23 protein-coding genes (1 of these 23 cut by a window edge) are annotated in these 23705 nt (G+C 73.3%); 10 read left to right on the top strand and 13 right to left on the bottom strand.

The window, feature by feature from the left end:
• The 3 genes in view from LXM90_RS02345 to metB are tightly spaced (at most 59 nt apart) and all read left to right on the top strand, a layout consistent with a single transcriptional unit that may run on beyond the window.
• Positions 1–571: the 3' portion of a catalase family peroxidase gene (locus LXM90_RS02345; RefSeq protein ID WP_020093940.1), read on the top strand. 530 nt of this gene lie to the left of the window's left edge; 571 of the gene's 1101 nt are visible here — the last part of the coding sequence; its start codon lies off the left edge, out of view; its stop codon occupies positions 569–571.
• Complete coding sequence (locus LXM90_RS02340) at positions 568–1170, top strand: cytochrome b (protein WP_020093941.1); 603 nt, start codon at positions 568–570, stop codon at positions 1168–1170. The genes LXM90_RS02345 and LXM90_RS02340 overlap by 4 nt, the downstream gene beginning before the upstream one ends.
• A 59-nt stretch (positions 1171–1229) precedes the next feature.
• The gene (gene metB / locus LXM90_RS02335) at positions 1230–2390 is read left to right on the top strand and encodes a cystathionine gamma-synthase (protein ID WP_234081628.1); all 1161 of its coding nucleotides are present in this window, start codon (positions 1230–1232) and stop codon (positions 2388–2390) included.
• 9 nt (positions 2391–2399) lie between these two features.
• Here the strand turns inward: metB and LXM90_RS02330 are convergent, their stop codons facing one another.
• Positions 2400–3155, bottom strand: coding sequence for a hypothetical protein (locus tag LXM90_RS02330; RefSeq protein ID WP_020093943.1), 756 nt, complete (start codon positions 3153–3155; stop codon positions 2400–2402).
• A 153-nt stretch (positions 3156–3308) separates the two neighbouring features.
• Positions 3309–5438, bottom strand: coding sequence for a TonB-dependent receptor (locus tag LXM90_RS02325; protein ID WP_020093944.1), 2130 nt, complete (start codon positions 5436–5438; stop codon positions 3309–3311).
• 579 nt (positions 5439–6017) lie between these two features.
• Here LXM90_RS02325 and LXM90_RS02320 point away from each other — a divergent pair.
• The 3 genes from LXM90_RS02320 (at position 6018) to LXM90_RS02310 (ending at position 10220) form a co-directional block, all read left to right on the top strand.
• On the top strand, positions 6018–6998 hold the full coding sequence (locus tag LXM90_RS02320) for a hydroxyacid dehydrogenase (RefSeq protein WP_020093945.1): 981 nt from the start codon (positions 6018–6020) through the stop codon (positions 6996–6998).
• Positions 6999–7296: 298 nt separating this feature from the next.
• A complete protein-coding gene (locus tag LXM90_RS02315; protein WP_020093946.1) occupies positions 7297–9642 on the top strand; it encodes an Orn/Lys/Arg decarboxylase N-terminal domain-containing protein in 2346 nt (781 codons plus the stop codon).
• A complete protein-coding gene (locus LXM90_RS02310) occupies positions 9642–10220 on the top strand; it encodes a GNAT family N-acetyltransferase (RefSeq protein ID WP_020093947.1) in 579 nt (192 codons plus the stop codon). Before LXM90_RS02315 ends, LXM90_RS02310 begins: the two co-directional genes overlap by 1 nt.
• A gap of 164 nt (positions 10221–10384) precedes the next feature.
• Here LXM90_RS02310 and LXM90_RS02305 read toward each other — a convergent pair whose 3' ends face one another.
• From LXM90_RS02305 to LXM90_RS02295, 3 genes are read right to left on the bottom strand one after another with little or no spacing between them, the layout of a single operon-like run.
• The gene (locus tag LXM90_RS02305) at positions 10385–10957 is read right to left on the bottom strand and encodes a YceI family protein (protein WP_020093948.1); all 573 of its coding nucleotides are present in this window, start codon (positions 10955–10957) and stop codon (positions 10385–10387) included.
• Positions 10954–11559, bottom strand: a complete 606-nt coding sequence (locus tag LXM90_RS02300) for a cytochrome b (protein WP_026605046.1) — start codon at positions 11557–11559, stop codon at positions 10954–10956. Before LXM90_RS02300 ends, LXM90_RS02305 begins: the two co-directional genes overlap by 4 nt.
• A 16-nt stretch (positions 11560–11575) precedes the next feature.
• Positions 11576–12196 (bottom strand): YceI family protein, encoded by a 621-nt coding sequence (locus LXM90_RS02295; protein WP_020093950.1) that lies wholly within the window; start codon positions 12194–12196, stop codon positions 11576–11578.
• 101 nt (positions 12197–12297) lie between these two features.
• Between LXM90_RS02295 and LXM90_RS02290 the strand changes: the two genes are divergently transcribed.
• Both LXM90_RS02290 and LXM90_RS02285 read left to right on the top strand, forming a co-directional pair.
• Entirely contained in the window at positions 12298–13254 is a 957-nt protein-coding gene (locus LXM90_RS02290) for a LysR family transcriptional regulator (protein ID WP_026605047.1), read from the top strand.
• A gap of 176 nt (positions 13255–13430) precedes the next feature.
• On the top strand, positions 13431–13793 hold the full coding sequence (locus LXM90_RS02285; protein WP_042670121.1) for a hypothetical protein: 363 nt from the start codon (positions 13431–13433) through the stop codon (positions 13791–13793).
• A gap of 14 nt (positions 13794–13807) precedes the next feature.
• Here the strand turns inward: LXM90_RS02285 and LXM90_RS02280 are convergent, their stop codons facing one another.
• From LXM90_RS02280 to LXM90_RS02270, 3 genes are all read right to left on the bottom strand, one after another.
• On the bottom strand, positions 13808–14227 hold the full coding sequence (locus tag LXM90_RS02280; protein ID WP_234081627.1) for a hypothetical protein: 420 nt from the start codon (positions 14225–14227) through the stop codon (positions 13808–13810).
• 483 nt (positions 14228–14710) lie between these two features.
• On the bottom strand, positions 14711–14917 hold the full coding sequence (locus tag LXM90_RS02275) for a hypothetical protein (RefSeq protein WP_042670101.1): 207 nt from the start codon (positions 14915–14917) through the stop codon (positions 14711–14713).
• A gap of 98 nt (positions 14918–15015) precedes the next feature.
• A complete protein-coding gene (locus tag LXM90_RS02270) occupies positions 15016–15801 on the bottom strand; it encodes a spermidine synthase (RefSeq protein WP_026605050.1) in 786 nt (261 codons plus the stop codon).
• Positions 15802–15953: 152 nt separating this feature from the next.
• On the opposite strand from LXM90_RS02270, the gene LXM90_RS02265 reads away from it, so the two are divergent.
• Entirely contained in the window at positions 15954–16205 is a 252-nt protein-coding gene (locus tag LXM90_RS02265) for a hypothetical protein (RefSeq protein WP_020093955.1), read from the top strand.
• A 42-nt stretch (positions 16206–16247) separates the two neighbouring features.
• Here LXM90_RS02265 and LXM90_RS02260 read toward each other — a convergent pair whose 3' ends face one another.
• The 3 genes from LXM90_RS02260 to LXM90_RS02250 all read right to left on the bottom strand — a co-directional run bounded on the left by LXM90_RS02260 (position 16248) and on the right by LXM90_RS02250 (position 18454).
• Positions 16248–16703: an SRPBCC domain-containing protein gene (locus LXM90_RS02260; RefSeq protein ID WP_020093956.1), complete on the bottom strand. Its 456-nt coding sequence runs from the start codon at positions 16701–16703 to the stop codon at positions 16248–16250.
• 128 nt (positions 16704–16831) lie between these two features.
• A complete protein-coding gene (locus LXM90_RS02255; protein WP_020093957.1) occupies positions 16832–17125 on the bottom strand; it encodes a hypothetical protein in 294 nt (97 codons plus the stop codon).
• Between the two features lie 42 nt (positions 17126–17167).
• On the bottom strand, positions 17168–18454 hold the full coding sequence (locus LXM90_RS02250) for a Zn-dependent hydrolase (protein WP_020093958.1): 1287 nt from the start codon (positions 18452–18454) through the stop codon (positions 17168–17170).
• 461 nt (positions 18455–18915) lie between these two features.
• On the opposite strand from LXM90_RS02250, the gene LXM90_RS02245 reads away from it, so the two are divergent.
• Positions 18916–19506, top strand: a complete 591-nt coding sequence (locus LXM90_RS02245) for a PAS domain-containing protein (RefSeq protein ID WP_020093959.1) — start codon at positions 18916–18918, stop codon at positions 19504–19506.
• Positions 19507–19560: 54 nt separating this feature from the next.
• On the opposite strand, the gene LXM90_RS02240 is transcribed toward LXM90_RS02245, so the two are convergent.
• Both LXM90_RS02240 and LXM90_RS02235 read right to left on the bottom strand, forming a co-directional pair.
• The gene (locus tag LXM90_RS02240) at positions 19561–19995 is read right to left on the bottom strand and encodes a GlcG/HbpS family heme-binding protein (protein ID WP_020093960.1); all 435 of its coding nucleotides are present in this window, start codon (positions 19993–19995) and stop codon (positions 19561–19563) included.
• Between the two features lie 112 nt (positions 19996–20107).
• On the bottom strand, positions 20108–23413 hold the full coding sequence (locus LXM90_RS02235; RefSeq protein ID WP_020093961.1) for a DEAD/DEAH box helicase: 3306 nt from the start codon (positions 23411–23413) through the stop codon (positions 20108–20110).
• Positions 23414–23705: the final 292 nt, after the last annotated feature.

Genomic DNA, 23705 nt, shown 5'->3' with positions numbered 1-23705 from the left:
GCGCCTGAAGGCCTTCTTCGCGGACCATCCGGAGAGCGCGAAGGCCGCCGCGCTGATCAGGGCGCGGACCGTGACCGCGGGCTTCGCCGACAGCACCTACTGGAGCCTCAACGCCTTCCGGTTCGTCGCCGCGGACGGCGCCGCCCGGCCGGTGCGCTGGGCCCTCGTCCCCGACCCGACGCCGGCGGCCGAGGCCGCACCGGGCGGCGCGAACGCCCTGTTCGACGCGCTCGCCGCGCAGCTGGCCCAGGGCCCCCGGCACTGGCACCTGATCGTCACGCTCGGCCAGGCCGGCGACCCGACCGCCGACGCGACGCGGCCCTGGCCGGCCGACCGCGAGACGGTGGATGTCGGCACCCTGACGCTCACGGCGGCGACGCCGGAGGCCGCCGCCAGCTGCCGCGACGTCAACTTCGATCCGCTGGTGCTGCCGGACGGCATCGCGCCGAGCGACGACCCGCTGCTGAGCGCCCGGTCGGCGGCCTACGCGCGATCCGTCACCCGCCGGTCCGGCGAGGCCAAGACCCCGAGTGCCGTCACCGGCGCCGCGATCCACGGAGCCGCCCTGTGACCGAGCCCGACCGCTTCGACCGGCCCGCCCGCCTGCTCCACTGGACCATGGCGGCGCTGATCCTGGCCATGCTGCTGATCGGCGTCGCCATGGTGGCGTCGCTCGCCGAGTACGGCGCCCTCGTGGCCCTGCACCGGCCGCTCGGGATCCTGATCCTGGTCCTCGCCGGGCTCCGACTCGCCTATCGCTGGCGCCACGCCCCGCCGCCCCTGCCGGCCGATCTTCCGGGCTGGCAGAAGCGCGCGGCCCACGCCTCGCACATCCTGCTCTACGGGCTGATGCTGGCCATGCCGCTGATCGGCTGGGCGATGCTGTCGGCGGCGCGCTACCCCGTCATCCTCGCCGGTTCGGTCGTCCTCCCGCCGATCCTGCCGCAGGACCCGATGCTGTACGCGGCCCTGCGCCGGCTCCACACCGCGCTGGCCTACGGGCTGTTCGCCCTGATTCTCGCGCATCTGGCGGCGGCGCTGCTGCACGCGCTGATCCGCCGGGACGGGGTCTTCGCCAGCATGGCGCCCTGGCGGTCGACACCGGCGAGGACCACCGAGACGCCGAGACGACCCTCTCGTTCTCTTGAAAGTCTGATCCGTTCTCCATAAAGAACGCTCGCCCGCCTCGGTCGGACGGGGCGGGCGATCTCTGCGTGGAGGACAAGGCGATGTCAGAGGGATTAGCGGCGCGTACCGTCGCGGCGGCCAACGGCGTGGCCCAGGACGCGGCCTTCGGTGCGGTGATCGCGCCGATCCACCTGTCGACGACCTTCAGGTTCCCGGCCTTCGAGCAGCCCGGCCCCTACGATTACTCGCGCCTGGGCAACCCGACCCGGGACGCGCTGGCCGACACGATCGCCAAGCTCGAGGGCGGCGCCCGCGCCGTCCTGGTGGCGAGCGGCATGGCAGCCCTCGACCTCGCCCTGTCGAGCCTGCGGCCCGGCGATCTCCTGGTCGCGCCGCACGATTGCTACGGCGGAACGCACCGCCTGCTCAGCTTCCGCGCGGAGCGGGGCCATTACCGCGTCGCCTTCGTCGACCAGACCGATCCGGACGCGCTGGCGGCGGCCCTGGCCCAGGGACCGAAGGTCGTGCTGATCGAGACCCCGAGCAACCCGCTGATGCGCGTGGTCGATGTCCGGCGGATCACCGCGGACGCGAAGGCGGCCGGCGCGCTGGCGGTGGTGGACAACACCTTCCTGTCGCCCGCCCTGCAGCAGCCGATCGCCCTCGGGGCGGATCTCGTCGTCCACTCCACCACCAAGTTCCTGAACGGCCATTCCGACGTGATCGGCGGGGCTGTGATCGCCGCCGACAAGGCGATGGGCGAGGACCTCGCCGCCTGGGCGAACACGATCGGCGTCACCGGCTCGCCCCTCGACGCCTACCTGACGCTCCGGGGCCTGCGCACCCTGTTCGTCCGTGTGGAGCAGCAGCAGCGCAACGCCGCGGCCCTGGCGGCCTTCCTCGACGCCCATCCGGCGGTGGCGCGGGTCCACTATCCGGGCCTGCCGACGCATCCGGGGCACGCCCTGGCCAAGGCCCAGCAGGCGGGCTTCGGGGCGATGTTGAGCTTCGAGCTGGCCGGCGGCCGCGACGCGGTGAAGACCTTCGTGGAGGCCCTGCGGGTGTTCACGCTGGCCGAGTCGCTCGGCGGCGTCGAGAGCCTGATCGCCCATCCGCCGACCATGACGCACGCGGCGATGGACCCGGAGGCCCGCGCCATCGCGGGCATCACCGACGGGCTGCTGCGCCTGTCGGTCGGCCTGGAGGCGGAGGCCGACCTGCTGGCCGACCTGTCGCGGGCCTTCCGGGCCCTGGACGGCTGAGCCGGCCGGTCACTCCTCCTCGACCACGCTGAACCCGGACTCGTCCTCGACCACCCGGAAACGGGCGCGCTGCACGGTCCGGGAGCGCTCGGCCGCCTCGTCGCGGCACTTGTCGAGATGGGCGGCGCGGTTGACCACCCGCAGGTTCGGCGCGCCCCAGTAGCCGAGGAGCTCCGGCCAGGGGGCGTCGCGGTGCTCGCGCCAGACCCGGTAGAGCGGCAGCAGGTGGTCGACCTCGGCGGTCCTCAGCAGGCGCTTGCCGGTGGTGGTGCAGCGGTGGCGCTGGCGGAGCTTGAGCGCCCGGACCTGGGCGTGCGGCGCGATCCAGAACTTCCAGGCCGCGACACAGGCCGCGTGCCAGCCGGCATTGGTGTTGGGCGCGCCGCGCCCCCAGAGATCCCGGTGCCAGCCGAACCGGAAGACCGGCTGGCCGCAGATGCAGCAGGCGCCGCGGCCGCGGGCGAAGGCCGGATCGCGGAACGGCGCGGGCGGCGTGCGGAAGCTCCCGGCCCGCCCCTCGGCCCCGATCTGCCAGGCCCAGCCCTCCGGCGTGCCGGAGCGCGCCGCCAGCGCCCGGGCCAGCCGGTCGGCCCGGAGGATGTGGTTGCGCCAGTAGCTCTCGACGGCGAGCCGCGGCGTCGGCGGGATCAGGGGCCGCGCGAGGGCGTGCTGCAGGACCGGTGCCGGGAAGATCGCCGGCAGGGCCTTCTCCAGCCGTTTCCGGGCCTGCACGTTGCGGAGGGTGCGCCAGCTCGATGTCGTCATGCCAAACCGGTGGTAACCCGGCCGGCTCGGCTCCGCGACGGCGCCGGTGCAACAGCTTGCCGGTCCCGCGCGGTCGCCGCTCAGAGTTAAGAAAATGTTTCCCGTGAAACATCGCGCCGCTCGACAGGCCCGGCGCGGCCGCACTGGTCCGGCTCAGAGATCCACCGCCATCGACAGGAGGTAGGTGCGCGGCGCGCCCTGGAAGAAGGTGCCGAACGAGGCGACCCCGGTCCAGTACCGCGCGTCGGTCACGTTGAGGACGCTGGCCCGGAAGGTCGTCGGCCGCTCGGCGACGCGGGTCGTGTAGCGCAGGCCGAGGTCGAGGCGGGCCCAGTCCGGCAGGGCCTGGGTGTTCGCGAGGTCGACGAACTGCCGCCCGGTATAGATGACCGCGCCGTTGAGGGTCAGGCCGGGCAACCCGGGCAGGTCCCACTCGGCCCCCAGGCTCGCCTGGACCTCCGGCACGCCGATCGGCCGGTTCCCGCGATTGGCGGCGAGCGCCGTCCTGACGAGGCGTCCGTCGAGCAGGGTCACGCCGCCGACCACCCGTACCTGCGGGGTGATCTCGCCGAACAGGCTCAGCTCGAGCCCGCCGACGCGCTGCTCGGCGGTCGCCGCGAAGCGCCCCTGCGGGCCGAGCTCGCCCGCGGGCTTCGTGATCCGGAAGGCGCCGAGCGTGGCGCCGAACCGGCCGAGATCGAGCTTCACGCCCGCCTCGACCTGTCTGGCCACGTAGGGCTCCAGGATCGTGCCGGAATTGGTCGCCACCGCCGGGGCCACGTCGCCGCGGCTCAGGCCCTCGATATAGTTGCCGTAGAGCGAGACCGAGTCCCAGGGCCGCACCACGAGGCCGACCATCGGGGTCGTGGCGCTCTTGTCGTAGGACGAGGTGAGCGTGCCGACATTCGACACGTAGTTGTGCGCCTCCACGCGCTGGCGGCGCACGCCCAGCGTCAGCAGGACGCGCTCGTCGAGGGCCGACAGCGTGTCGGCCACCGCGATCCCCGACAGGGTGCTGTCGGACAGGCGGGGCCGGCCGACGCCGTAGATCGGCGCGATGTACGGGACGAGGGTCGGCGCGTAGAGGTTCGACAGGTAGGCGCCCCGGCCGGGCGAGAACCGCCGTGCCGTCGCCTCGTCGTACACGGAGCCCTGCACGGTCAGGGCGTGCCAGATGAAGCCGGTCTCGAACCGGGCCCGGACGCCACCGTCGTAGGTGAGCCGGTCGACGCCCAGCGCGTAGAATTGCGGCGTGCTGGTCGTGTCGCCGCGGCCATTGAGGATCGTCGGCGCCGACTGGAAGTAGCGCTCCACGCCTGTCTGCCCGCCGCCGACATCCGCGAACAGCGTGACTTGATCGGTCAGGTCGTACTCGGTGCGCAGCAGACCGCCGCGATCGTCGACGTCCGAGTATTCCCAGGGCTGGGTCAGGTTCAGGCGGCCGTCGGGCGCCCGCGGTACGGGCACGCCGGCCCGCAGGAGGAACGGGCGCAGCGGCGCGTTGAAGCGGTCGGTCTGCGCCAGCAGGTAGAGCCACGCGCGGAACCGGTCACCCTGGTAGTCGAGGGCCAGGGCCCCGACGCCGGTCGTCTCGGTCTGGCGGTCGAAGGGCGTGGCACCGCCGTGCAGGCTGCCGACGACGCGGGCGCCCCATTCCCGCCCAGGCCCCCAGCGGCGGGCGACGTCGACCTGGCTGCCGCCCCAGGCGGACGAGCCGTAATCCAGGGTGACGCGGGTCAGGTCCGCGCCGGCGCGCTTGGGGACGATGTTGACCACGCCGCCGACCGCGCCGTTCGGCGACACCCCCGTGAGGGCGGCGGACGGCCCCTTCAGAACCTCGATGCGCTCCACGTAGTCGGTGAAGATGCGGAAGCTCGGGGCGACGCCGTAGAGCCCGTCGAAGGCGACCTCGCCGCTGGTGTTCTCGTTGGACGGGAAGCCCCGGATGGAGAAGGAGTCGAACGGCGCCCCCGTGGTCTGGGTGGCGCGCACCGACGGGTCGAGGACCAGGGTCTCGGACACCGTCCGCGCCTGCCGGTCTCGGATGAGCGTGTCGGTGTAGCTGGCGATGCTGAAGGGCGCCTTCTGGGTCTCGGTATCGCCGAGGAGGCCGAGGCGCCCGCCCTGCGCCACCTGACCGCCGGCATAGGCCGGGACCGGGCCGCGCGGCGCGGCCGCGCTCGCGACCGACAGCTCGTCGAGCTGGACGTCCCGGCCGGCCCCGGCCTCCTCGGCGCGGGCGGCGTGCGGCCCGGAACCGACGAAGCCCAGCAGGACAGCCATCGGGAGAACCGGCCGGGCCGCGCGCCGCCGGCGCCGGTTCCTTGCGGAAACAGGTACTGAAAAGTCGTGGGACTGCATTGTCGTGACGATGGCTCCGAATCACGGAGCAAGGCAGCAAATATCTCTACATGTGTCAAAAATACATTTGGAGTAATTACAATTCTACAGTGCGATCGCATCGCTGATCGAACATTGTCGATATTTATTTTCGTATATACATAGATGTATTTCAGGACGTCGTGTTTATCAATGACGCGACCATCTTCGCGCGATCGGGGCGACGATTTCACGGAGGGCCGGGCCACAGCTCGGCCGAGGCGCACGGCCGGGATCATCGGTCCGGACGAGGCCGCCGAGGTCGGACCCGGCCGCGATTTCCCGTGGATCGTGCGCGGCCGGTCGGGCCGCCGGGGCGTTCGACCGCGCGACCACCGGATCCCGACGGGCCCGCGGGAGCGCCGACCGGCGGCCGCGGCGCCGCGATCGGGGCGCCCGGTTGCCAGGGTTGCCCACCCCGCCTAGACGGGCCCGGCGCGAAACGTGCTTGTCACCCCTCCTCTTGTGCAGAGGTCTTCTCCCGTGATCACCGGTCCGTGCCTCATCGTCCAGCCGATCCACGCGGCGGGCCTCGACCGGTTGCGCGCGGCCGGCCTGGAGCCGCGCCCGGCGAGCGGGACCGATCCCGAGACGCTGGCGCGCGAGGTCGCCGACTGCGTCGCCGTCATCACCCGCAACACCGGCTTCCCGGCCCGCGCCATCGCGGCGGCGCCGGCCCTGCGGGTGATCGGGGTGCACGGCACCGGCACCGACCACGTCGCCACGGCCGAGGCGACCGGGGCCGGGATCGTGGTGGTGAACACGCCCGGCGCCAACGCCGTCTCGGTGGCCGAGCAGACGCTGGCGCTGATCTTCGCCCTGGCCAAGGCCCTGCCGGAGGCCGACCGCTCGGTCCGGGCCGGCGACGACAGCTTCAAGTTCACCGCCCGGCTGATCGAGCTCGCCGGCCTGACACTGGGCCTCGTCGGCTTCGGGGCGATCGGGCAGGCGACCGCCCGGCTCGGCGCCACCCTGGGCCTGCGGGTGCTGGCCTACGGCCCGAGCCGCCCGGACGCGGACTTCGCCAATGCCGGCGCCCTGCGGGCCGCCTCGGTCGACGCGCTCCTGGCGGAGTCCGACATCGTCTCCCTGCACGTGCCGCTGACCCCGGGCACCCGCGGCCTGATCGGCCGGGACCAGCTCGCCCGGATGAAGCGGGAGGCCTTCCTGATCAACACCAGCCGCGGCGGCCTGATCGACGAGGCGGCCCTGGTGGAGGCGCTGGCGGCGGGCACGATCGCGGGCGCCGGGCTCGACGTCTTCGCCCAGGAACCGCTGCCGGTCGACCACCCGCTGGCCCGCCAGCCCCGGGCGATCCTGACGCCCCATGTCGGCGGCTCCACCGGGGCGGCCCTGATCCGCACCGCCGAGACCGCCGCGGCCCGCGTGGTCGACGCCCTCGCCGGCCGGCGGCCGGGCGGGCTGGTCAACCCGGCCGTCTGGGAGCGGCGCCGCGGGGTGTGATGGTCCCCCCTCTCCCGTGCGGGAGAGGGTTGGGGTGAGGGACGAGAGGCTTCGGGATCAAGCACCCGATCGACGCGATTCGAGGGGGAGCCTCATCCGGTGAGGTCTCACCCCTCAGCCTGTCCCTCTCCCGCACGGGAGAGGGGACCCGCGGCCGATCCTGACGGCGCGGCGGTCGTGGCCGGCCCGGTTCACGGTGTTTCGTCCGGACCGCGACCGCCCGCCGCGCGCCGTGTCATGCAATCGTCGCAGACGGGCCGGAAAGCCACCCGCTGCATCCGAGGCCAGAGAGGGCTCCATGGACTTCCACCGTCGCTTCACGGTCCTGATGTGCGCCCCGGCCTTCGACCCGGACGATCTCGAGGGCGCGCGCGTCAACCAGATCGTGGCGGCCGTGGAGCAGCGCGGCTTCGAGGTGGTGCGCGCCCGACGGGTGGAGGACGCGGCCATCGCGGTCCAGACCGACGCGGCGGTCGGCTGCCTCGTGGTCGACTGGGGCAAGCGCGGCCTCGACGGCAAGGCCGCCGCCCTCATCGACATGATGCGCCGGCGCGGCCTGGAGATGCCGATCGTCATCATGGTCCGCCGCAAGCGGCTGGAGGATATCCCGGTCGAGCTCCTCGACTTCATCGACGGCTACATCTTCCTCGCCGAGGAGACGCCGGAATTCATCGCCCGCGGCCTCGTCAGCCGGGTCACGCAGTACGCCGAGACCCTCAAGACCCCGTTCTTCGGCGCGCTCGTCGACTACGCCGAGAAGGGCAACCAGCTCTGGACCTGCCCGGGCCACAACGGCGGCATCTTCTACAACCGGTCGCCGATCGGCCGGATCTTCGTGGAGCACCTCGGCGAGGCGATCTTCCGCGACGACCTCGACAACTCGGTCCTCGACCTCGGCGACCTCCTGACCCACGAGGGTCCGGCGCTGAAGGCCCAGAAGGAGGCCGCCAAGATCTTCGGGGCGGAGAAGACCTACTTCGTCCTCAACGGCACCTCCGCCTCCAACAAGATCGTCCTGTCCTCCCTGGTGGCCGAGGACGACCTCGTCCTGTTCGACCGCAACAACCACAAGGCGGCCCACCACGGCGCCCTGTTCCTCGGCGGCGGCATCCCGATCTTCCTGGAGACCGACCGCAACGCCTACGGGCTGATCGGGCCGATCTTCCACGAGGCCCTGGACGAGACCCGGATCCGGGAGAAGATCCGCCGCAACCCGCTGGTGACCGACCCGGAGGCGTGGCGCCAGGAGCGGCCGTTCCGCGTCGCGGTGATCGAGCAGTGCACCTACGACGGCACGATCTACGACGCCCAGGAGATCCTGGAGAAGATCGGCCACCTCTGCGACTACATCCTGTTCGACGAGGCCTGGGCGGGCTTCATGAAGTTCCACCCGCTCTACGCAAGGCGCTTCGCCATGGGGCTGACCGGGCTCGACGAGACCTCGCCCGGCATCGTCGCCACGCAATCGACCCACAAGCAGCTCGCGAGCTTCAGCCAGGCCTCGCAGATCCACACCCGCGACGGCCATATCCGCGGCCAGACCCGGCGGGTCGAGCACAAGCGGCTCAACGAGAGCTTCCTGGTCCACGCCTCGACCTCGCCCTTCTACCCGCTCTTCGCCTCCCTCGACGTCGGCGCCCAGATGATGAAGGGGCGCTCGGGCATGATCCTGTGGGACGACACGATCCGGCTCGGGATCGAGTGGCGCAAGAAGGTCCGGGCGATCCGGCGCGAGTTCGAGGAGAACGAGCGCGATCCCGCGCGGCGCTGGTTCTTCGACCCGTTCGTGCCGGACGTGACGGTGAACGTCGACGGCGCGGAGGTGCCGTGGGAGAGCGTGCCGACGGACGAGCTCGCCGCGACGCCGCGCCACTGGGAGCTGAAGCCGGGCGCGCGCTGGCACGGCTTCACCCATGTGGCGCCGGGCTACGCCATCACCGACCCGAACAAGCTCACCGTGCTGACCCCCGGCTTCGACCGGCACACGGGGGCCTACGCCCAGCACGGCGTGCCGGCGCCGATCGTGGCGCAATACCTGCGTGAGAACCGGATCGTCGCCGAGAAGAACGACCTGAACTCGCTGCTCTTCCTGCTGACCCCGGGGGTGGAATCCTCCAAGGCCGGCACGCTGATCTCGGGCCTCGTCGCCTTCAAGCGGCTCCACGACGACAACGTCCCGCTGGAGGAGGCCATGCCGGAATTCGTCAACCGCCGGCCGAACCGCTACCGGGGCGTGCGCCTGCGCGACCTCTGCGGCGAGTTCCACGCCTTCCACCGGGAGGCCGGCACCTCGACGCTGCAGCGGCGGCAGTTCGCTCCCGAGCACCTGCCCGAGATGGTGCTGCCGCCCAAGCGGGCCGCCCAGCTGCTGACGCGCAACAAGGTCGACTACGTGCCGATCGCCGAGGCCGAGGGGCGGATCGCCACCACGCTGATGCTGGTCTACCCCCCGGGCATCGGCACGGTGCTGCCCGGTGAGCGCCTGGACGACCGGGCCAAGCCCATGCTCGACTATTTCAAGATGTTCGAGGCGTCCGCCAACCTGTTCCCGGGCTTCGAGGCCGAGATCCAGGGCGTCTACCGCGAGGTCGACCCGGACGGGCGGATCCGCTTCCACACCTACGTGGCGCGGGAGGGCGCCTGATGGAGATCGAGGCCGAGACGCCCGGCCTGCTCCCGGCCCGGTCCTGCCCCGACATCGTCATCCGCGCCTCCTCGGACGCCGATGTCGAGGCGATGGTGGCGATCTACGAGCACCATATCGGCAAGGGCGTGACCGATGTCAGCGTCGCCGAGGAGGACCGGCTGCTCCCCGACGACCTGAAGCGGCGGCGCAAGACCATGCGCAAGAAGCGCCTGCCGCACCTCGTGGCCGACCGGGACGGCGCGGTGGCGGGCTACGCCTACGCGGTGCCGTTCCGGAAGCGGCCGGCCTACCGCTACACCCTCAAGCACTCGATCTACGTGCATCCCGACCACCTGCACGCGGGGATCGGCCGGCGGCTGCTGCCGGCCCTGATCGAGGCCTGCGCGGCGGGCGGCTACCGCCAGATGATCGGCTACATCGACGCCGAGAACGCGGCCTCCCTGCGGCTTCACGAGGCCTGCGGGTTCGAGCGGGTCGGCTACCTGCGGGCGGTGGGCTTCAAGTACGGCCACTGGTCGGACAGCGTCATGGTCCAGCGGGCGCTGGGCACCGGGTCGGAGGACCGGCCGGGGTAGCGGGCCGGGACCGGGCGGCCTCCGACGCCCGGCCGCCGTCATCGCGAGCGCAGCGAAGCGATCCAGTCGCGCCACACTCATGGAGGGCGCGCTGCCCTGGGTCGCTTCGCTGCGCTCGCGATGACGGAGTGCGTGACGTCCGAAGGATCCGACCCGAGCCAACCTCAGTGGCCGGAGGCCGGCCGCGCCGTCGCGACGATGTCGACCTCGACCCCGACGTCGAGCGCCACCCACTGGCCCGAGGCCCAGGCACCCTGCCCGACGCCGAACTCGGTGCGGACCAGGCCGACGCGCCCCGCGGCGTGCGCCGCGCCGCCCTCGAGGGTCAGGTGGAACGGCAGCGTCACCGGCCGGCTCGTGCCGCGGATCGTCAGAGTCCCGACGGCCGCGTAGTCGCCCTGCCCCTTGTCGACGAAGCGGGTCGCCTCGAAGCGCGCCTCGCTCGCCGCCCTGACGTCGAACCAGTCCTTCTGCGGCAGGGCCTCGTCGCGCTGGACGTCCCCGGTCCGCGCGCTGGCGAGGTCGACCAGCACGAGCGCGCGCCCCGCCTCGGGCTTGGCGGGGTCGAAATCGATGTCGGCCTTGAACCGCTCGAACCGCCCGGTGAACGGGACGCCGACCTGCACGCCGGAGAACCGGATCGCGCTCCTGGCCGGATCCACCGCCCAATCGGCGGCGGCGGCCGGCAAGGTGACGGCCTGGAGAACCGCCAGCAGGCAGAGGTGACGCGCGTTCATCGGGTCGGCTCCACATTGGGGGCAGTCGACGCCCGGCGCCCCGGCAGCATGCGGCGCAGCACGTCGTCGCGGAGGAGGAGGTGGTGGCGCAGGGCCGCCGCCACGTGGACGGCGAGAAGGGCCGCCAGGAACCACGCCCCCAGGGCGTGGACCCGCTTCAGGACGGCCTCGGCGGAGCCCGGGTCAGGGACGATGGCCGCCAGCGGCAGGTGCGGCCAGGGCACGATCCCGTACAGCACCGTCGGGATGTTGAACGGCGACAGCGAGACCACGGCCCAGCCGGTCAGGGGCAGCCCGACGAGCAGCAGGTACAGCAGGTGATGGGCCGCCGCGGCCGCCCGGCGCTCCCGCGCCGGCATCCCGGCCGGGTGCGGCGGCGGCCGGTGGGTCAGGCGCCAGAGGACCCGCAGGGCCGTCAGCGCCAACACGGTGATCCCGACCGACTTGTGCCACTGGTAGAGCTGGAACTGGCGCAGCGGCGCCAGGGCCGCGTGCGTCATGGTCAGGCCGAGGCCGATCAGGACGAGCACGCCCAGCGCGCTCGCCCAGTGCAGCAGGATCGCCACGGCGGAGTACCGCCGCGCGGAAACCCCTCGCGCCATGGCGGATTCTCCCAGGTCAGTCCTGCTTCTCGAAGGCGCCCGCGATGGTGAGGTGCAGTTCGTCGCCGATCAGCGGCACGTAGGTCTTCACCCCGAACTCGGAGCGCTTGAGCGTGCCGGTGGCCTCGAAGCCGACCGTGTACTTCTTGCTCAGCGGGTTCACGCCGGCGCCGACCAGGGTGACGTCGAGGGTCACCGGCTTGGTCACGCCGTGGAGCGTCAGGTCGCCCGTCACCTTCGCGTGGTCCTTGCCGGCCGGCACGACCTTGGTGGACACGAAGGTCATGTCGGGGAACTTGGCGGCGTCGAGCCACTGGTCGCCCTTGAGTTCGTCGGTGAGCTTGGCGCTGGTCGTCGTCACCGAGGCGACCGGGATCTTCACCGAGAGCTTGGCGGCGGCCGGGTTCTTCGGCTGCAGCTCCAGCGTGCCGGACACGTCCGAGAAGCCGCCGGCGTAGTTCGAGAAGCCCATGTGGGAGACGCGCCAGCCGACCTGGGTGTGGCCGGGATCGACCGCGTAGGTGCCGGCCTGGATCTGCGCCGGGTCGCGGGTCGGTGGGGTCTGGGCCAGCGCGGGGGTGGCGACCGGGGCGGCGACCAGCAGGGCCAGCAGGCCGGAGGCGAGAATCGACTTCAAGGGTGTCTCCTGCAGAGCAGACGGCCGAGCGCGATTCGCTGCGCCGCAGCCGCCGTGTAGACCCGTTCACGGCACCGGTTGAGCCTGCTATCCGGCACCGCATGGTTGCGAGAACGGAAACCTTCCGGGGCGGGCTCGACGACGTGCGGGCCTTCTGCGCCGTCGTGGATCTCGGCACGGTGACGGCCGCGGCCGCGACGCTGCAGGAGACCAAGGGCAGCGTCAGCCGTCGGATCTCCCGCCTGGAGCGGGCTCTGGGCGTCCGGCTGATGGCCCGGACCTCCCGGGCGGTCTCGCCGACCGCCGAGGGCCTCGCCTTCTACGCCAAGGCCCAGGAGAGCCTGACGCTCCTCGACGAGGCGACCGAGACCGCCCGCGACGCCCGCACGGTGCCGGCCGGGCACCTGCGGATCACGACCTCGATCGATTTCGGGATCGAGGTGATGCCCGAGATCGTCGCGAGCTTCCGGGCCGCCTACCCGCAGATCACCGTGGAGATGCTCAACACCGACGCGCGCCTCGACCTCGCGGCCAACCGGATCGACCTCGCCCTGCGGCTGGGCGGCGCGGAGGAGACCGGCTACCGCGCGATGGTCCTCGCGACCCTGGCGCTCGCCCTCTACGCCGCCCCCGCCTACCTGGAGCGCCGCCCGGCCCCGACGGACCTCGCGGGCCTGCGCGACCACGACCTTATCCTCGCCCGGGAACGGATCGGCACGGCCGGGCTCACCCTCTCCGACGGGCAGGGCCGCACGGAGCCGCTCTCGCTGAGCCCGGCGATCCGGGTCAGCGACTTCGCGACCGCGCTCCGCCTCACCCTCGCGGGCGCCGGGATCGGCCATCTCCCAAGCCTCGTGGCCGCCCGGGCCGTGGAGGCCGGGCAGATCGTGCGCGTGCTCGGGCCCTGGGCGACCCGCAGCAGCACCTTGCGCGCCGTCACCCTGGCCGGGCGCGAGCTGCCGGCCCGCGTCCAGGTCTTCCGCGAGCATGTCCGGACCGTCCTGGCCTCGCGTGGATGCCCCCGCGACAGCGCGGGATCAGACGGCGAATACAGATAAATAGATTTCTTTATCTGTATATGCGCTATACAGCGGCCCAACTTGATAAATTTTTACCGGATATCGTAGCCCCCGGTTGAGAGGCTGCGCGCATGCTGCGACGCGGCGGCAAGCTCGGCCGCACGGCCAGGGCCCCGAGGGTCCGGCCCGCAGCGCGTCACGTCTGGATCTCGGTCATGTCCCTCCGCAGCCGGTGCCTGCGCGCCCTCGTGTTCGCCGGGATCCTGGCGCTGATCGGGACAACCATCGGTCTCGGGACGGCCCGGGCCTCGCTGCCGGCCACGACGCGGATCGTGCTGCAGAAGGCGGGCCGGTACATGCCGACCGACCTGTACCTGCGCCGCGGCGACACCATCGCCCTGCGCAACGGCGACGCGCGCCTGACCCACCACGCCTTCATCGAGGCGGACCGGTTCTCGTTCGACGCCGGCACTCAGGAGCCCGGCACCGAGACGCGATTGACCCTGGCCGAGCCGGGCGATTTCGTCATCCAGTGCGGCATTCATCCGAAGATGAAGCTCACCCTCCACGTCGAGTAGGGATCCGGGAGCCCTCAGCCGTCGCGGCCGAATCCTAGACCGCGGATGATGTCGCCGATGGGATCGATCTTCTGCGACGGTGCGGCCGCCGGCGCGGGCTGCGGCGCCGCGGCGGTGACGGTCGGCCGGTCGGATTCGGCGGTGCGGACGAGGGCGGCGTGGCGGAGGCGGGCCGCCCGGTGGACGCCGCGCTCCGTCCCCTTCGCGCGGTGCGCCGCGGTCCTGCGCGGCGGCCCGGCCGGGCGCGCCATCTCGGCGGGGAGCGGGGCAGCCGGCATCGCAGTGTCCGGGACCGTCGCCGCGACCCGCGGCGCCGGGGCGGCTGCCAGGGCACCCGTGGTCTCCGGCGCGGCGAGCTTGGCCGGCGGGTCGACCCAGGCGCTCCGCGAGACCGGTGCGGCGGCCGGCTTCGAGACCGGCGCGGCGTCCGTCACGGCAGGACGCGCGGGACGCGTCTGCACCTCGTAATTGCCCGGATGCAGAATATGCGCGGCCGCCACCAGCCCGAATACGGCAACGGCAGTCGTCCCAAGTGTGGAGCGATAGTGTTCCATGGCGGAAAAACGTACCGCCAAGCTCCGGGTTCCGCGCGGTCGAGACGTCGGGGCGCGGTCCGCGCGGCGGGTCGGCCGGCGGAAAGAAAAAAGGCCACTCCCGAAGGAGCGGCCCGAAGTCTAGGGAGGAAACGCCCAAGAAGGGCAGCGGGATCGCGACGCCATCGCCATCCCGCAGTGCAAAGATAGGATACCGCATTGCGGCATGCAATGGATCGAGCGCCGCGGAGGCATGCATATGTACCCGGGTCAGACTGCACACCCATGCGAGTTTCGCATGGCGCCGCGCCGGCCCACGAGCGGGCCGGGATCTTGGGACGCGATGCTCTTCGGGCGGACCTGAAATCGCCCCGCGCGGCGGGTCTAGGCGCCGCCGGACCGGCCGTCCTGGCCGATCAGGCGCTCGACCTCGGCTTCCGCGACGGCGCGCGCCGCGTGCTCGGAGGTGTGCGGGCGGTACGACCCCCGGACCAGCTTGCCGCGGTCGCGGATCGCCCAGGTGAAGTGACCGGGATCATGCCGGCTCGGCCTGACCTCGACCGTGTAGAGATGCCCGCCCGTCGCACCCATGCCGGGAATGTGCGGAGGCGTCCGGCGCCGGGACAGGGGGTGCGACCGTGCGCGGCAGCCCCGTCCTCCGGACCGCCGCAGCCCGCGCTGAAGCCGCCCTAGCGTCCCGGCCGGCGCCGGCCCTGGGCCGGTCCGCGCGGTCTCGGGCCGCCCGCCGCCCGGTCGTCGCCCGGCCTCCCGTCGCTCTGACCCGGGCCCTCGACCCGCCCCTCGGTCCGGGTCCCGAGCCAGACCACGTGCTTCGGGCCGCTGCCCCGGCCGCTCGCGTGGACGCGCTGCTCGTCGACCGCGAAGCCGGAGCGCTGCAGGCGGCTCTTGAACTTCCGGTCCGGGGCGCCCGACCAGACGCCCAGGATACCGCCCGGCCGCAGGGCCCAGCGGGCGCGCTTCAGCCCCCAATTGTCGTAGAGCCGGTCGTTCGCCTTGCGCATCAGCCCCTCCGGGCCGTTGTCGACGTCGAGCAGGATCGCGTCGTAGCGCTCCGGTCCGGCCTGGATCAGGCGGTTGACGTCGGCCTCCTGCAGGTCGACCCGCGGATCGTCCAGGCAGCCGGCGAAGACGTGGGCGAGCGGCCCCCGGGCCCAGGCGACCACGGCGGGCACCAGCTCGGCGACCACCACCTGCGCCTGCGGCCCGAGGCCCTCGAGCGCCGCCCGCAGGGTGAAGCCCATGCCGAGGCCGCCGATCAGGACCCGGGCGCGGGGCCGGTCCTGGAGCCGCGCGCAGGTCATCGCCGCGAGCGCCACTTCCGAGCCGCTGCGCCGGTTGTTCATCAGCTCGATCGTGTCGGCCATGATGGCGAACTCGTCGCCGCGCCGCATCAGGCGCAGGTCGGTGCCGCCGCCGGGCACGGATCCGGTATCGAGATGAACCCAGGGTATCACGCGCGCGTCCTCGTTTGCCGGCGCCCTGTCATGCGGGCGGCGGAGGGATCGCGGCGGGAGCGGGGCGGCGCGCGGGCCCGTCCGTGCGCGCCGCGCACCCCCGCCCGGCACCGCGCCTTGCCGCGACCGATTCCGGCGGCGTATCAGCACCTATGGCCAAGCGCATCAAGTCGAGACCGCAGGAGCGGGGCTCCGTTCTGTTCGATATCGTCTTCGCGGACGGGTCCCGGGCCTCGAACCGGCGCGTGCCGGCCGAGATCCTCGGCGGCCTCGACGGCGACGAGCCTGCCCGGCAGCTCATCGCCGAGCAGGAGGAGGAGATCGCCCGCAAGGCCGGGCGGCCGGGGCGCGCGATCGAGAGCCTGACCCGCTCGCCGATCGTCAAGCCGAAGCCGGTCGCCTGACCGCGTCGGCCCGGAGCGGTCCGGAACGGCCGAGACCGGCCCTCAGGCGTTCTCGGCCAGCCGGCGCGCGACCTCCTCGCGCAGGGCCTCGTTCATCGCGGCGAACCGGGCCTGCATGCGCGTCCGCAGCCACGGGAACAGGCCGGGGGCGAGCAGGCCCGCGACGGTCTCGGCCTGGACGAGGCGGACGCCGTCGGCGGTCTCGGTGATCCGGATCTCGTGCTCGCCGATGAGCAGGGGCGGCGTCGGGATGCCGCCGCGCCACGTGAGCCGCCGGCCGGGCTCCCAGCAGGTCACCGTCACTTGGCGCGCCCGGTAGGCGCGGCCGTTCAGGGTCCGCTCCAGGCGCCAGCGCGCGCCCTCGCGCAGGCGGCCCTCGGCCTTGCGGATGTACGGGTTCCAGGCCGGGTAGGAATCGAGGTCCGTTAACACGGACCAGACCAGTCCGGCCCGCGCGGGGATCGCGATCTCCGTGCTGCTGATCCGAGCGCCCGTCATCCGTCCCTCCCGGCGATCCGGCGACCGTTCGCGCCGGCCGCTCCCGCTTTCCGAGAACGCGCACCGCCCGCTCCGCGGTCCAGACCGCGGCGCAGGCCGCGGTTCAGCCGGCGAATCCAGCGCGCGGCTCAGACCGCGCCCTCGACCACCTCCAGCGCCCGCAGGATGGCGAAGCCGATCCGCTCGGCCTCGGCCTCCGCGTCGGCGGGGAGCAGCGCCACGGTCTCGACCCCCGGCTCGTCCTCGGGCCCGACCACGATGCGGATGACGTCGCCCTCGACCGCCGACGGGTCGTGGATCAGGCCGACCCGGTGGCCGGCCCCCGTGCCGAAGACGCGCAGGGGCGCCTGGGCCGGATCGGGCTCCGGCGCCGGGTTGCGGGGGACGCCGAAGGCGGGGCGGATGACGTTGTCGTCGGACATGCGGGAACCCGGTCTCCGTTCGTGCGCGGCCGGCGGCGCGGCTCATTCCGGCCCGGTCCGGGGGCCGGCGAGGCCCGCCGTCGCCAGCACGGCGTCGGCCAGAACCTCCAGGCCGGCCCCGGCCCAGGCCGGCGTGATGCTCTCGGCCTCGTTGTGGCTGATCCCGCCGTGGCAGGGGCAGAACACCAGGGCCGCCGGCACCGCGCGGGCGCAGTAGACGGCGTCGTGGTAGATCGCGGTCGGCATCCGCGTCCAGGCATGGCCCCGCGCCTCGGCCGCCGCCTGGACGCGGTCCACCAGGACCGGGTCGAACGGGGTCGGGGGGGCGCGCCAGAACTCCGCGACCTGGACGGTGACGCCGCGCTCCGCCGCCAGGGCGTCGGCCCGGGCCCGGATCCGCGCCCCCATCGCCTCCAGCTGCGCGGTGTCGCCGTGGCGGGTGTCGAGGCTGAACCAGACCCGGCCGGGCGTGATGTTGCGGCTCGCCGGCTCCGCCCGCAGCACGCCGACGGTGGCGCGGCCGCGCTCGCCGCCGGCGCCGACCGCCGCCTCCGCGATGCCCTCGAGCGACGCGATCAGCGCCGCCGCGGCCATCATCGCGTCGCGCCGGCCCGCCATGGGGCTGCCGGCATGGGCCTCCTCGCCCAGCACGGTGATCTCGTACCAGATCTGGGCGAGCGCCCGGTCGACCACCCCGACGGTGAGCCCGGCCTCCTCCAGGCGCTTGCCCTGCTCGATGTGGAGCTCGAAATAGGCGCCGATCTCCCGCAGGGCGGCCGGGTCCGCCGCGCCCTGCCAGCCGATGCGCCGCAGCTCGTCGCCGAAGGCGTGGCCCGCGAGGTCCCGGGTCGCCAGGATGTCGGCCTCCGGGACGATGCCCATGGCGACGCCGCTGCCGCTCATCGGCGGCGCGAAGCGCGCGCCCTCCTCGTTGCACCAGTTGATCAGCAGGAGCGGCGCCTCGGTCTCGATCCCGGCCTCCTGCAGGGCGCGCATGATCTCCAGCCCGGCGAGGACGCCCAGCGGCCCGTCGAACTTGCCCCCGGTGGGCTGGGTGTCGAGGTGGCTGCCGACGGCGACCGGCTTCCGGCCCGGATCGCGCCCGGGCCGGTGGAAGACCATGGTGCCGACCCGGTCCACGGTGAGCGTCAGCCCCGCCGCCTCGCCCCAGCGCTGGAACAGGGCGCGCCCCTCGGCGTCGCGGTCGGTCAGGGCCTGCCGGTCGTTGCCGCCGTTGGGCAGCGCGCCGATCCGGGCGAGCTCCATCAGGCTGTCCCAGAGCCGCTCCCGCGAGAGCGGGAGGTTGGTGCGGTTCACCGTGCGGTCCATGGCGTCTCTGCTGCTGGCCTCCCGGCGGGATGCCTACCGGAAGGTGCAGGTTACGGCGCAGCGGCAACCCGCACCAGGGCGGGCCCGGCGCGAGCCACGGGCTTCGCGGGCCGGCGGCGCCCGACGGCGCCCGGCGGTGGAGCGATCCACGGGCCGAAGTGCGGATTTCCGCCGGATCGCGGCGTCTACCGATCATTTGTGATCGAACTGTCCGCGCGGCGGCGCTGTGAATCCGGTCTTTGCGCCGCACCGGAGCGGCCCCGCATTGTCGAGAACGGGATTGTCCGGAACCGAAGTCTTGATCATCCGCAATGCAACCCGGTGGCGGGGGGCCGCGACGCCGTGTCAAAAGCCGTTCGCGCAGCCGATACTGGACTTCGGGCTCGCGGACAGCATGTGTTGCGGATTAGTCTGTCCGCCATCGTACAATCGTCGATTGTAGCCAGTTCGGAGGGGATTCCATGGTGCTGGCTTCCACGACAGCCTCGGCCCTGCAGGCCGCCGGATTCATCGGGATCTGGGACACGGATGTCCGGGCCGGCCGGTCGATGCTGGATTCGGGCGCGGCCTCGCTGATGGCGGGGGATCCGGGGCTCGCCGGGACGCCGCTGCCGCTGGACGCGGCCCTCGGCCGGATCCACCCGGCCGACCGGGACTGGGTGTTCGGCCGGATCCGCCACGTCCGCCAGACCGGCGGCCCGGTCTCCCTCGAGTTCCGCGTCGTGACCGGGGCGGGCGAGATCCGCTGGATCCTCAACCGCGGCTGCCTAACGCCCGATTCGGACGGCCTGCTGCGCGGGCGCGGCGCCTACATCGACGTCACGGACCTCTACCGGCACGGGATCCAGTCCGGGGCCATGAACGGAGCCGTGAACAGCCCTATGAACGGCGTCACGCACGGCACCACCGACGGGGCGGACCTGAACACCGCGGCCGACCACGGCATCCAGATCCACGCGGCGCTGGAGCGCCACGGCGACCCCTATCTCCGCTCGGTCTCGGGGATGCTGCTCCACGGGATCGGCCGCGCGCTGGCGCGGCGCGACCCCTGACGCGCGCCCCGGGAAGAGGCCCTGGGAAGAGCTCTCGGGAATAGCCCCGGCGGCTCAGGTCCGCCAGGGATGGGCCGGCAGCTCGGTCCGGCCGATGGCCTTGGCGCCGGCCTCCGCGACGGTGTGGTCGTTCTCGACCGTCGAGCCGCTGACCCCGATGGCGCCCGACATGACGCCGTCGGCGTCGACGATCGGGATCCCGCCCGGGAAGGTGATCAGCCCGTCGTTGGAGTGCTCGATCCCGTAGAGCGGCCCGCCCGGCTGCGACAGCTGGCCGATCTGGCCGGTCATCATGCCGAAGAACACCGAGGTCTTGGCCTTCTTCTGGGCGATGTCGATCGACCCGACCCAGGCATCGTCCATGCGGTGGAACGCCTTGAGGTTCCCGCCGGAATCGACCACCGCGATGCACATCTGGGTGCCGAGCTCCACGGCCTTGGCGCGGGCGGCCGCGATCGCCTTCTCGGCCTGCTCGATCGTCACGTGCATGGGTCACTCCCCTTCGCGTTGTTGGCGCGACAGCCTGTGACGGTTTGAAGCGGTCGATGCAAGATCAACCGCAGATCGGCATCACGCTCGACTGGCGCGCTCAGGCCTTTGCTCAGGCCTCACGTTCCCGGGCGGCGCGGATCCGCTCCAAGAGGTCGGTCGCGAGCGCCGCGCAGGCGGCGGAATCCGGGCAGGGCCGCTTCCACACCACCCGCCCGTCGCGCAGCGCGATCCCCGCCTCGGCGGCCATCGCGGTCAGCGGCCGGTCGGGCCGCAGGTCGGCCGCGACGCCCTGCGGCCCGCCCCGGAGCCGGGCGACGCCCAGCGCGCAGCAGGACGCGCGCAGCCGCGCGAGGTCGAACAGCGCGAGCACCGGCGCGGGGGCTGCGCCGAACCGGTCCTCGACCTCGCCGGCGAGTGCCTCGATCGCTTCGGGCTCGCGGAGGCGCAGCAGGCGCGTGTAGAGGCTGAGGCGGATCTCGGGCTCCGGAACGTAGTCCTCGGGGATCCGGCTCGGCAGGCCGAGCTCGATCTCGGGGCTCCAGTCCTCGGCGCGCTCGCCCTTGGCGGCGGTGAGCGCCAGCTGCAGCAGGTGCTGGTAGAGGCCGAGCCCGACGAGCTTGGCGTGCCCCGCCTGATCCTCGCCGACGAGGTCGCCGGCGCCGCGCAGGTCGAGGTCCCGGGCGCTGACCGCGAAGCCGGCGCCGAGGCGGTCGAGGGCCTCCAGGGCGCGCAGGCGCTGCAGCGCCGCCGCCGGCGGGGGCGCGGCCGGGTCGCTGAGCAGGTGGACGGTGCCGCGGCGCTGGCCGCGGCCGACGCGGCCCCGGAGCTGGTGGAGCTGCGCCAGCCCGAACCGGGCGGCCTCCCAGACCAGCATGGTGTTGGCCCGCGGCACGTCGAGGCCGCTCTCCACGATCGCGGTGGCGAGCAGGACGTCGCCGTCGCCCTCCGCGAACCGGACCATGACCTCGTCCATGGCGGAGGGCTTGAGGTCCCCGTGCGCCACCAGGATGTCGAGGCCCGGCACGAGGGCGCGCAGGCGCTCGGCCATTGGGCCGATGTCCTCGATCCGCGGGCAGACCACGAAGCTCTGGCCGCCCCGGCGGTGCTCGCGGACGAGGGCCTCGCGGACCGCCTCGGCGTCGAAGGGCGCCACCACGGTCCGGACCGGCTGGCGCAGAGCCGGCGGCGTGGCGAGCACGCTGAGACTCTGGAGGCCGACGAGGGCCGCCTGGAGGGTGCGGGGGATCGGCGTCGCGGTGAGCGTCAGCACGTGGCCGCCATCCGCGAGGCGGCGCAGGTCGGCCTTCATCTTCGCGCCGAAGCGCTGCTCCTCGTCGATCACGGTTAGGCCGAGATCCGCGAACGCCACCCCGCTGCCGGCGAGCGCGTGGGTGCCGACCACCAGCCGGATCGAGCCGTCGGCGAGCCCCGCCTTGACGCGCTTGGCCTCGGCCGGCGCCACGAGGCGCGAGAGCTGCGCCACCTCGACGCCGAACCGGCCGAAGCGGCGGCGCAGCGTCTCGGCGTGCTGGCGCGCCAGCACGGTGGTGGGGGCGATCAGCGCCGCCTGCCGGCCGGAGAAGATCGCGGCCGCGAGGGCCCGGAGCGCCACCTCGGTCTTGCCGAAGCCGACATCGCCGCAGACCAAGCGGTCCATCGGCCGGCCGGAGGCGAGGTCGGCCATCAGCGCGTCGACCGCCGCCGCCTGATCGGGGGTCGGCGCGAAGCCGAAGCCGGCGGCGAACCGCTCCATCTCGCGGGCCGGCGGCGCCAGGACCGGCGCCTCGGTCTCCCGGCGGGCCCGGGCGGCCTCCAGCATCAGGCGGGCGGTCCGCGCCATGGTGGCCTCGGCCTCCAGGCGGCGCCGCGGCCACGTGCCGCCGTCGAGCTTGTCCAGGGTGACGGCGTCGGGCTCCGACCCGTAGCGCCAGATCCGGTCGGCCTGCGTGACCGGCACCATCAGGATCGCGTCGCCGGCGAAGCGCAGGCGCAGGGCCTCGGAGGGCTCCCCGTCCTGCGCGGCACCCGGCGCGGAGACCGGCTCCAGCCCCTCGAACACGCACAGGCCGTGGTCCCGGTCGACCGCCACGTCGCCGGGGCGCAGGTCGACCTCGCCCATCGGCAGGATCGCACGGGCGGCCCCGGTCACGGCGGCCTCCGGGCCGAACAGGTCGGCCGCCGCGATCACGGTGGCGCCCTGCTCGGGCACCCGGAAGCCGGCCGCCAGCGGGGCCTCCAGGGCGAGGACGTCGCCGGGCGCCGCCTCGGCGACGTCGGCCCAGGCGTCGATCAGGCGGATCGGGCGCTCGGCGATCTTGCCCGCCTGGCGCACGAGGCGTCGGAGCGGCCGGACCGAGCCGGCGAGCACGACGACGTCGCCGGCCTTCAGACGGGCGCGCAGGACCTTGGCGAAGGCCGTGCCGGGCCGGCGCTCCCCGGCGAAGCGCGGCATGGCGCGGGGTTCGCCGGCCGCATCGGTGGCGGCGAGCCGGCCGCGATCCGCCACAACGGCGCGCCACGCCTCCGGCGTCAGGTAGAGGCCGGTGCCGGGCCCCGCCGGCGCGTCGCGGGTCTTCAGCCGGCCCCGGGCCTCGTCCATCTGCTCGAAGAAGGCGTCGATCCGGGCCTGCGTGCCGTCCTCGACCGCGAGGCGCGCTTCGGGCACGTAGTCGAGGAGCGTGACGAGGCGCGGGTAGTAGCGGTCCAGGCGGTGCTCCTGGCCGGTGAACGGCTCGAAGCTCTGGCCGGAGCCGGGCTCCAGGACGATCTCGGTGGCCGGGTCGATGACGAGTTCGTCGGCCTCCGCCACCGAGCGCTGCGAGATCGGGTCGTAGGAGCGGATCGCGGTGACGCGGCCCGCCGCGTGCTCGATCCGGCAGGGAAGCGGCGCGGCGGCGGGGAACACCTCCACGGTGCGCCCGCGGACGGCGATCTCGCCGGGCTCGTCGACCCGCTCGTCGAGGATGTAGCCGAGGCGCTTGAGGTCTGCGGTCGCGGCCTCGACGTCGAGGGGATTGCCGACCCGCAGGGTCACGCGGGCCGACGCCCAGGTCTCCGGCGGCGGCACGCGCTGCACGAGGGCGGGGGCGGTCGTCAGCACGAAGTCCGGCAGCGCGTCCCGGTCGGTCAGCCAGCGCATCACGGCGGCCCGGGCACCCATCGTGGCCCGCGACGGCGAGGCGTGGTCGAAGGGCAGGCAGTCCCACTCGGGATAGACCGCGACCCGCGCGTCGGGATCGAGTGCCTGCAGGGTCGCGGCGAGGTCCTCGAGGCGGCGGGCGTCCCGGGCGACGTGCACCACCGGCCCGGGCCCCTCGGCGAAGGCCAGGAGCGCCACCGCCAGGGCGCCGGTGGGCATCAGCGGCGCGTCCTCCAGCCCCTGTCGGGCGCCCGCCTTCGTCCTGCGCTTGGCCATGCCTGATCCGAACCCATCCCTCGTGAGCCGGCAACGCCGCACCGGCCCCGCGGGCTCCCGGCCGCGGCGATCCGATCCACAGCCGCCGCGCGGGGCCCGCCCGAGCTCTTCGCGGGGCCCGCGACGGGCGAGGCAGGAAGAGATCCCGGCGGGCGCCCGAAGCCCGGTCGGCCGGACCAGCAAGACTTGAACGGCGCGCGTGAAATCGCACCCCCACCGATGATCCGGCGGGACTGTCTAGTATTGAACGATCGCGGAATGCTTGCCCTGGTCCCGCCGCCGGACGCGCGAT

Origin of the sequence: Methylobacterium oryzae (assembly GCF_021398735.1) — a bacterium.
GTDB lineage: Bacteria > Pseudomonadota > Alphaproteobacteria > Rhizobiales > Beijerinckiaceae > Methylobacterium.
Note: the sequence above shows the minus strand (reverse complement) of the source record. Positions and strands in the feature narration are given on the sequence as shown.

What these genes read in the sequence shown, in the direction of transcription:
- metB (WP_234081628.1), top strand. Translation starts at nt 1,230, where the DNA reads ATGTCAGAGGGATTAGCGGCGCGTACCGTCGCGGCGGCCAACGGCGTG.
- LXM90_RS02330 (WP_020093943.1), bottom strand. Translation starts at nt 3,155, where the DNA reads ATGACGACATCGAGCTGGCGCACCCTCCGCAACGTGCAGGCCCGGAAA.
- LXM90_RS02325 (WP_020093944.1), bottom strand. Translation starts at nt 5,438, where the DNA reads ATGGCTGTCCTGCTGGGCTTCGTCGGTTCCGGGCCGCACGCCGCCCGC.
- LXM90_RS02315 (WP_020093946.1), top strand. Translation starts at nt 7,297, where the DNA reads ATGGACTTCCACCGTCGCTTCACGGTCCTGATGTGCGCCCCGGCCTTC.
- LXM90_RS02310 (WP_020093947.1), top strand. Translation starts at nt 9,642, where the DNA reads ATGGAGATCGAGGCCGAGACGCCCGGCCTGCTCCCGGCCCGGTCCTGC.
- LXM90_RS02305 (WP_020093948.1), bottom strand. Translation starts at nt 10,957, where the DNA reads ATGAACGCGCGTCACCTCTGCCTGCTGGCGGTTCTCCAGGCCGTCACC.
- LXM90_RS02300 (WP_026605046.1), bottom strand. Translation starts at nt 11,559, where the DNA reads ATGGCGCGAGGGGTTTCCGCGCGGCGGTACTCCGCCGTGGCGATCCTG.
- LXM90_RS02290 (WP_026605047.1), top strand. Translation starts at nt 12,298, where the DNA reads ATGGTTGCGAGAACGGAAACCTTCCGGGGCGGGCTCGACGACGTGCGG.
- LXM90_RS02285 (WP_042670121.1), top strand. Translation starts at nt 13,431, where the DNA reads ATGTCCCTCCGCAGCCGGTGCCTGCGCGCCCTCGTGTTCGCCGGGATC.
- LXM90_RS02275 (WP_042670101.1), bottom strand. Translation starts at nt 14,917, where the DNA reads ATGGGTGCGACGGGCGGGCATCTCTACACGGTCGAGGTCAGGCCGAGC.
- LXM90_RS02265 (WP_020093955.1), top strand. Translation starts at nt 15,954, where the DNA reads ATGGCCAAGCGCATCAAGTCGAGACCGCAGGAGCGGGGCTCCGTTCTG.
- LXM90_RS02260 (WP_020093956.1), bottom strand. Translation starts at nt 16,703, where the DNA reads ATGACGGGCGCTCGGATCAGCAGCACGGAGATCGCGATCCCCGCGCGG.
- LXM90_RS02255 (WP_020093957.1), bottom strand. Translation starts at nt 17,125, where the DNA reads ATGTCCGACGACAACGTCATCCGCCCCGCCTTCGGCGTCCCCCGCAAC.
- LXM90_RS02250 (WP_020093958.1), bottom strand. Translation starts at nt 18,454, where the DNA reads ATGGACCGCACGGTGAACCGCACCAACCTCCCGCTCTCGCGGGAGCGG.
- LXM90_RS02245 (WP_020093959.1), top strand. Translation starts at nt 18,916, where the DNA reads ATGGTGCTGGCTTCCACGACAGCCTCGGCCCTGCAGGCCGCCGGATTC.
- LXM90_RS02240 (WP_020093960.1), bottom strand. Translation starts at nt 19,995, where the DNA reads ATGCACGTGACGATCGAGCAGGCCGAGAAGGCGATCGCGGCCGCCCGC.
- LXM90_RS02235 (WP_020093961.1), bottom strand. Translation starts at nt 23,413, where the DNA reads ATGGCCAAGCGCAGGACGAAGGCGGGCGCCCGACAGGGGCTGGAGGAC.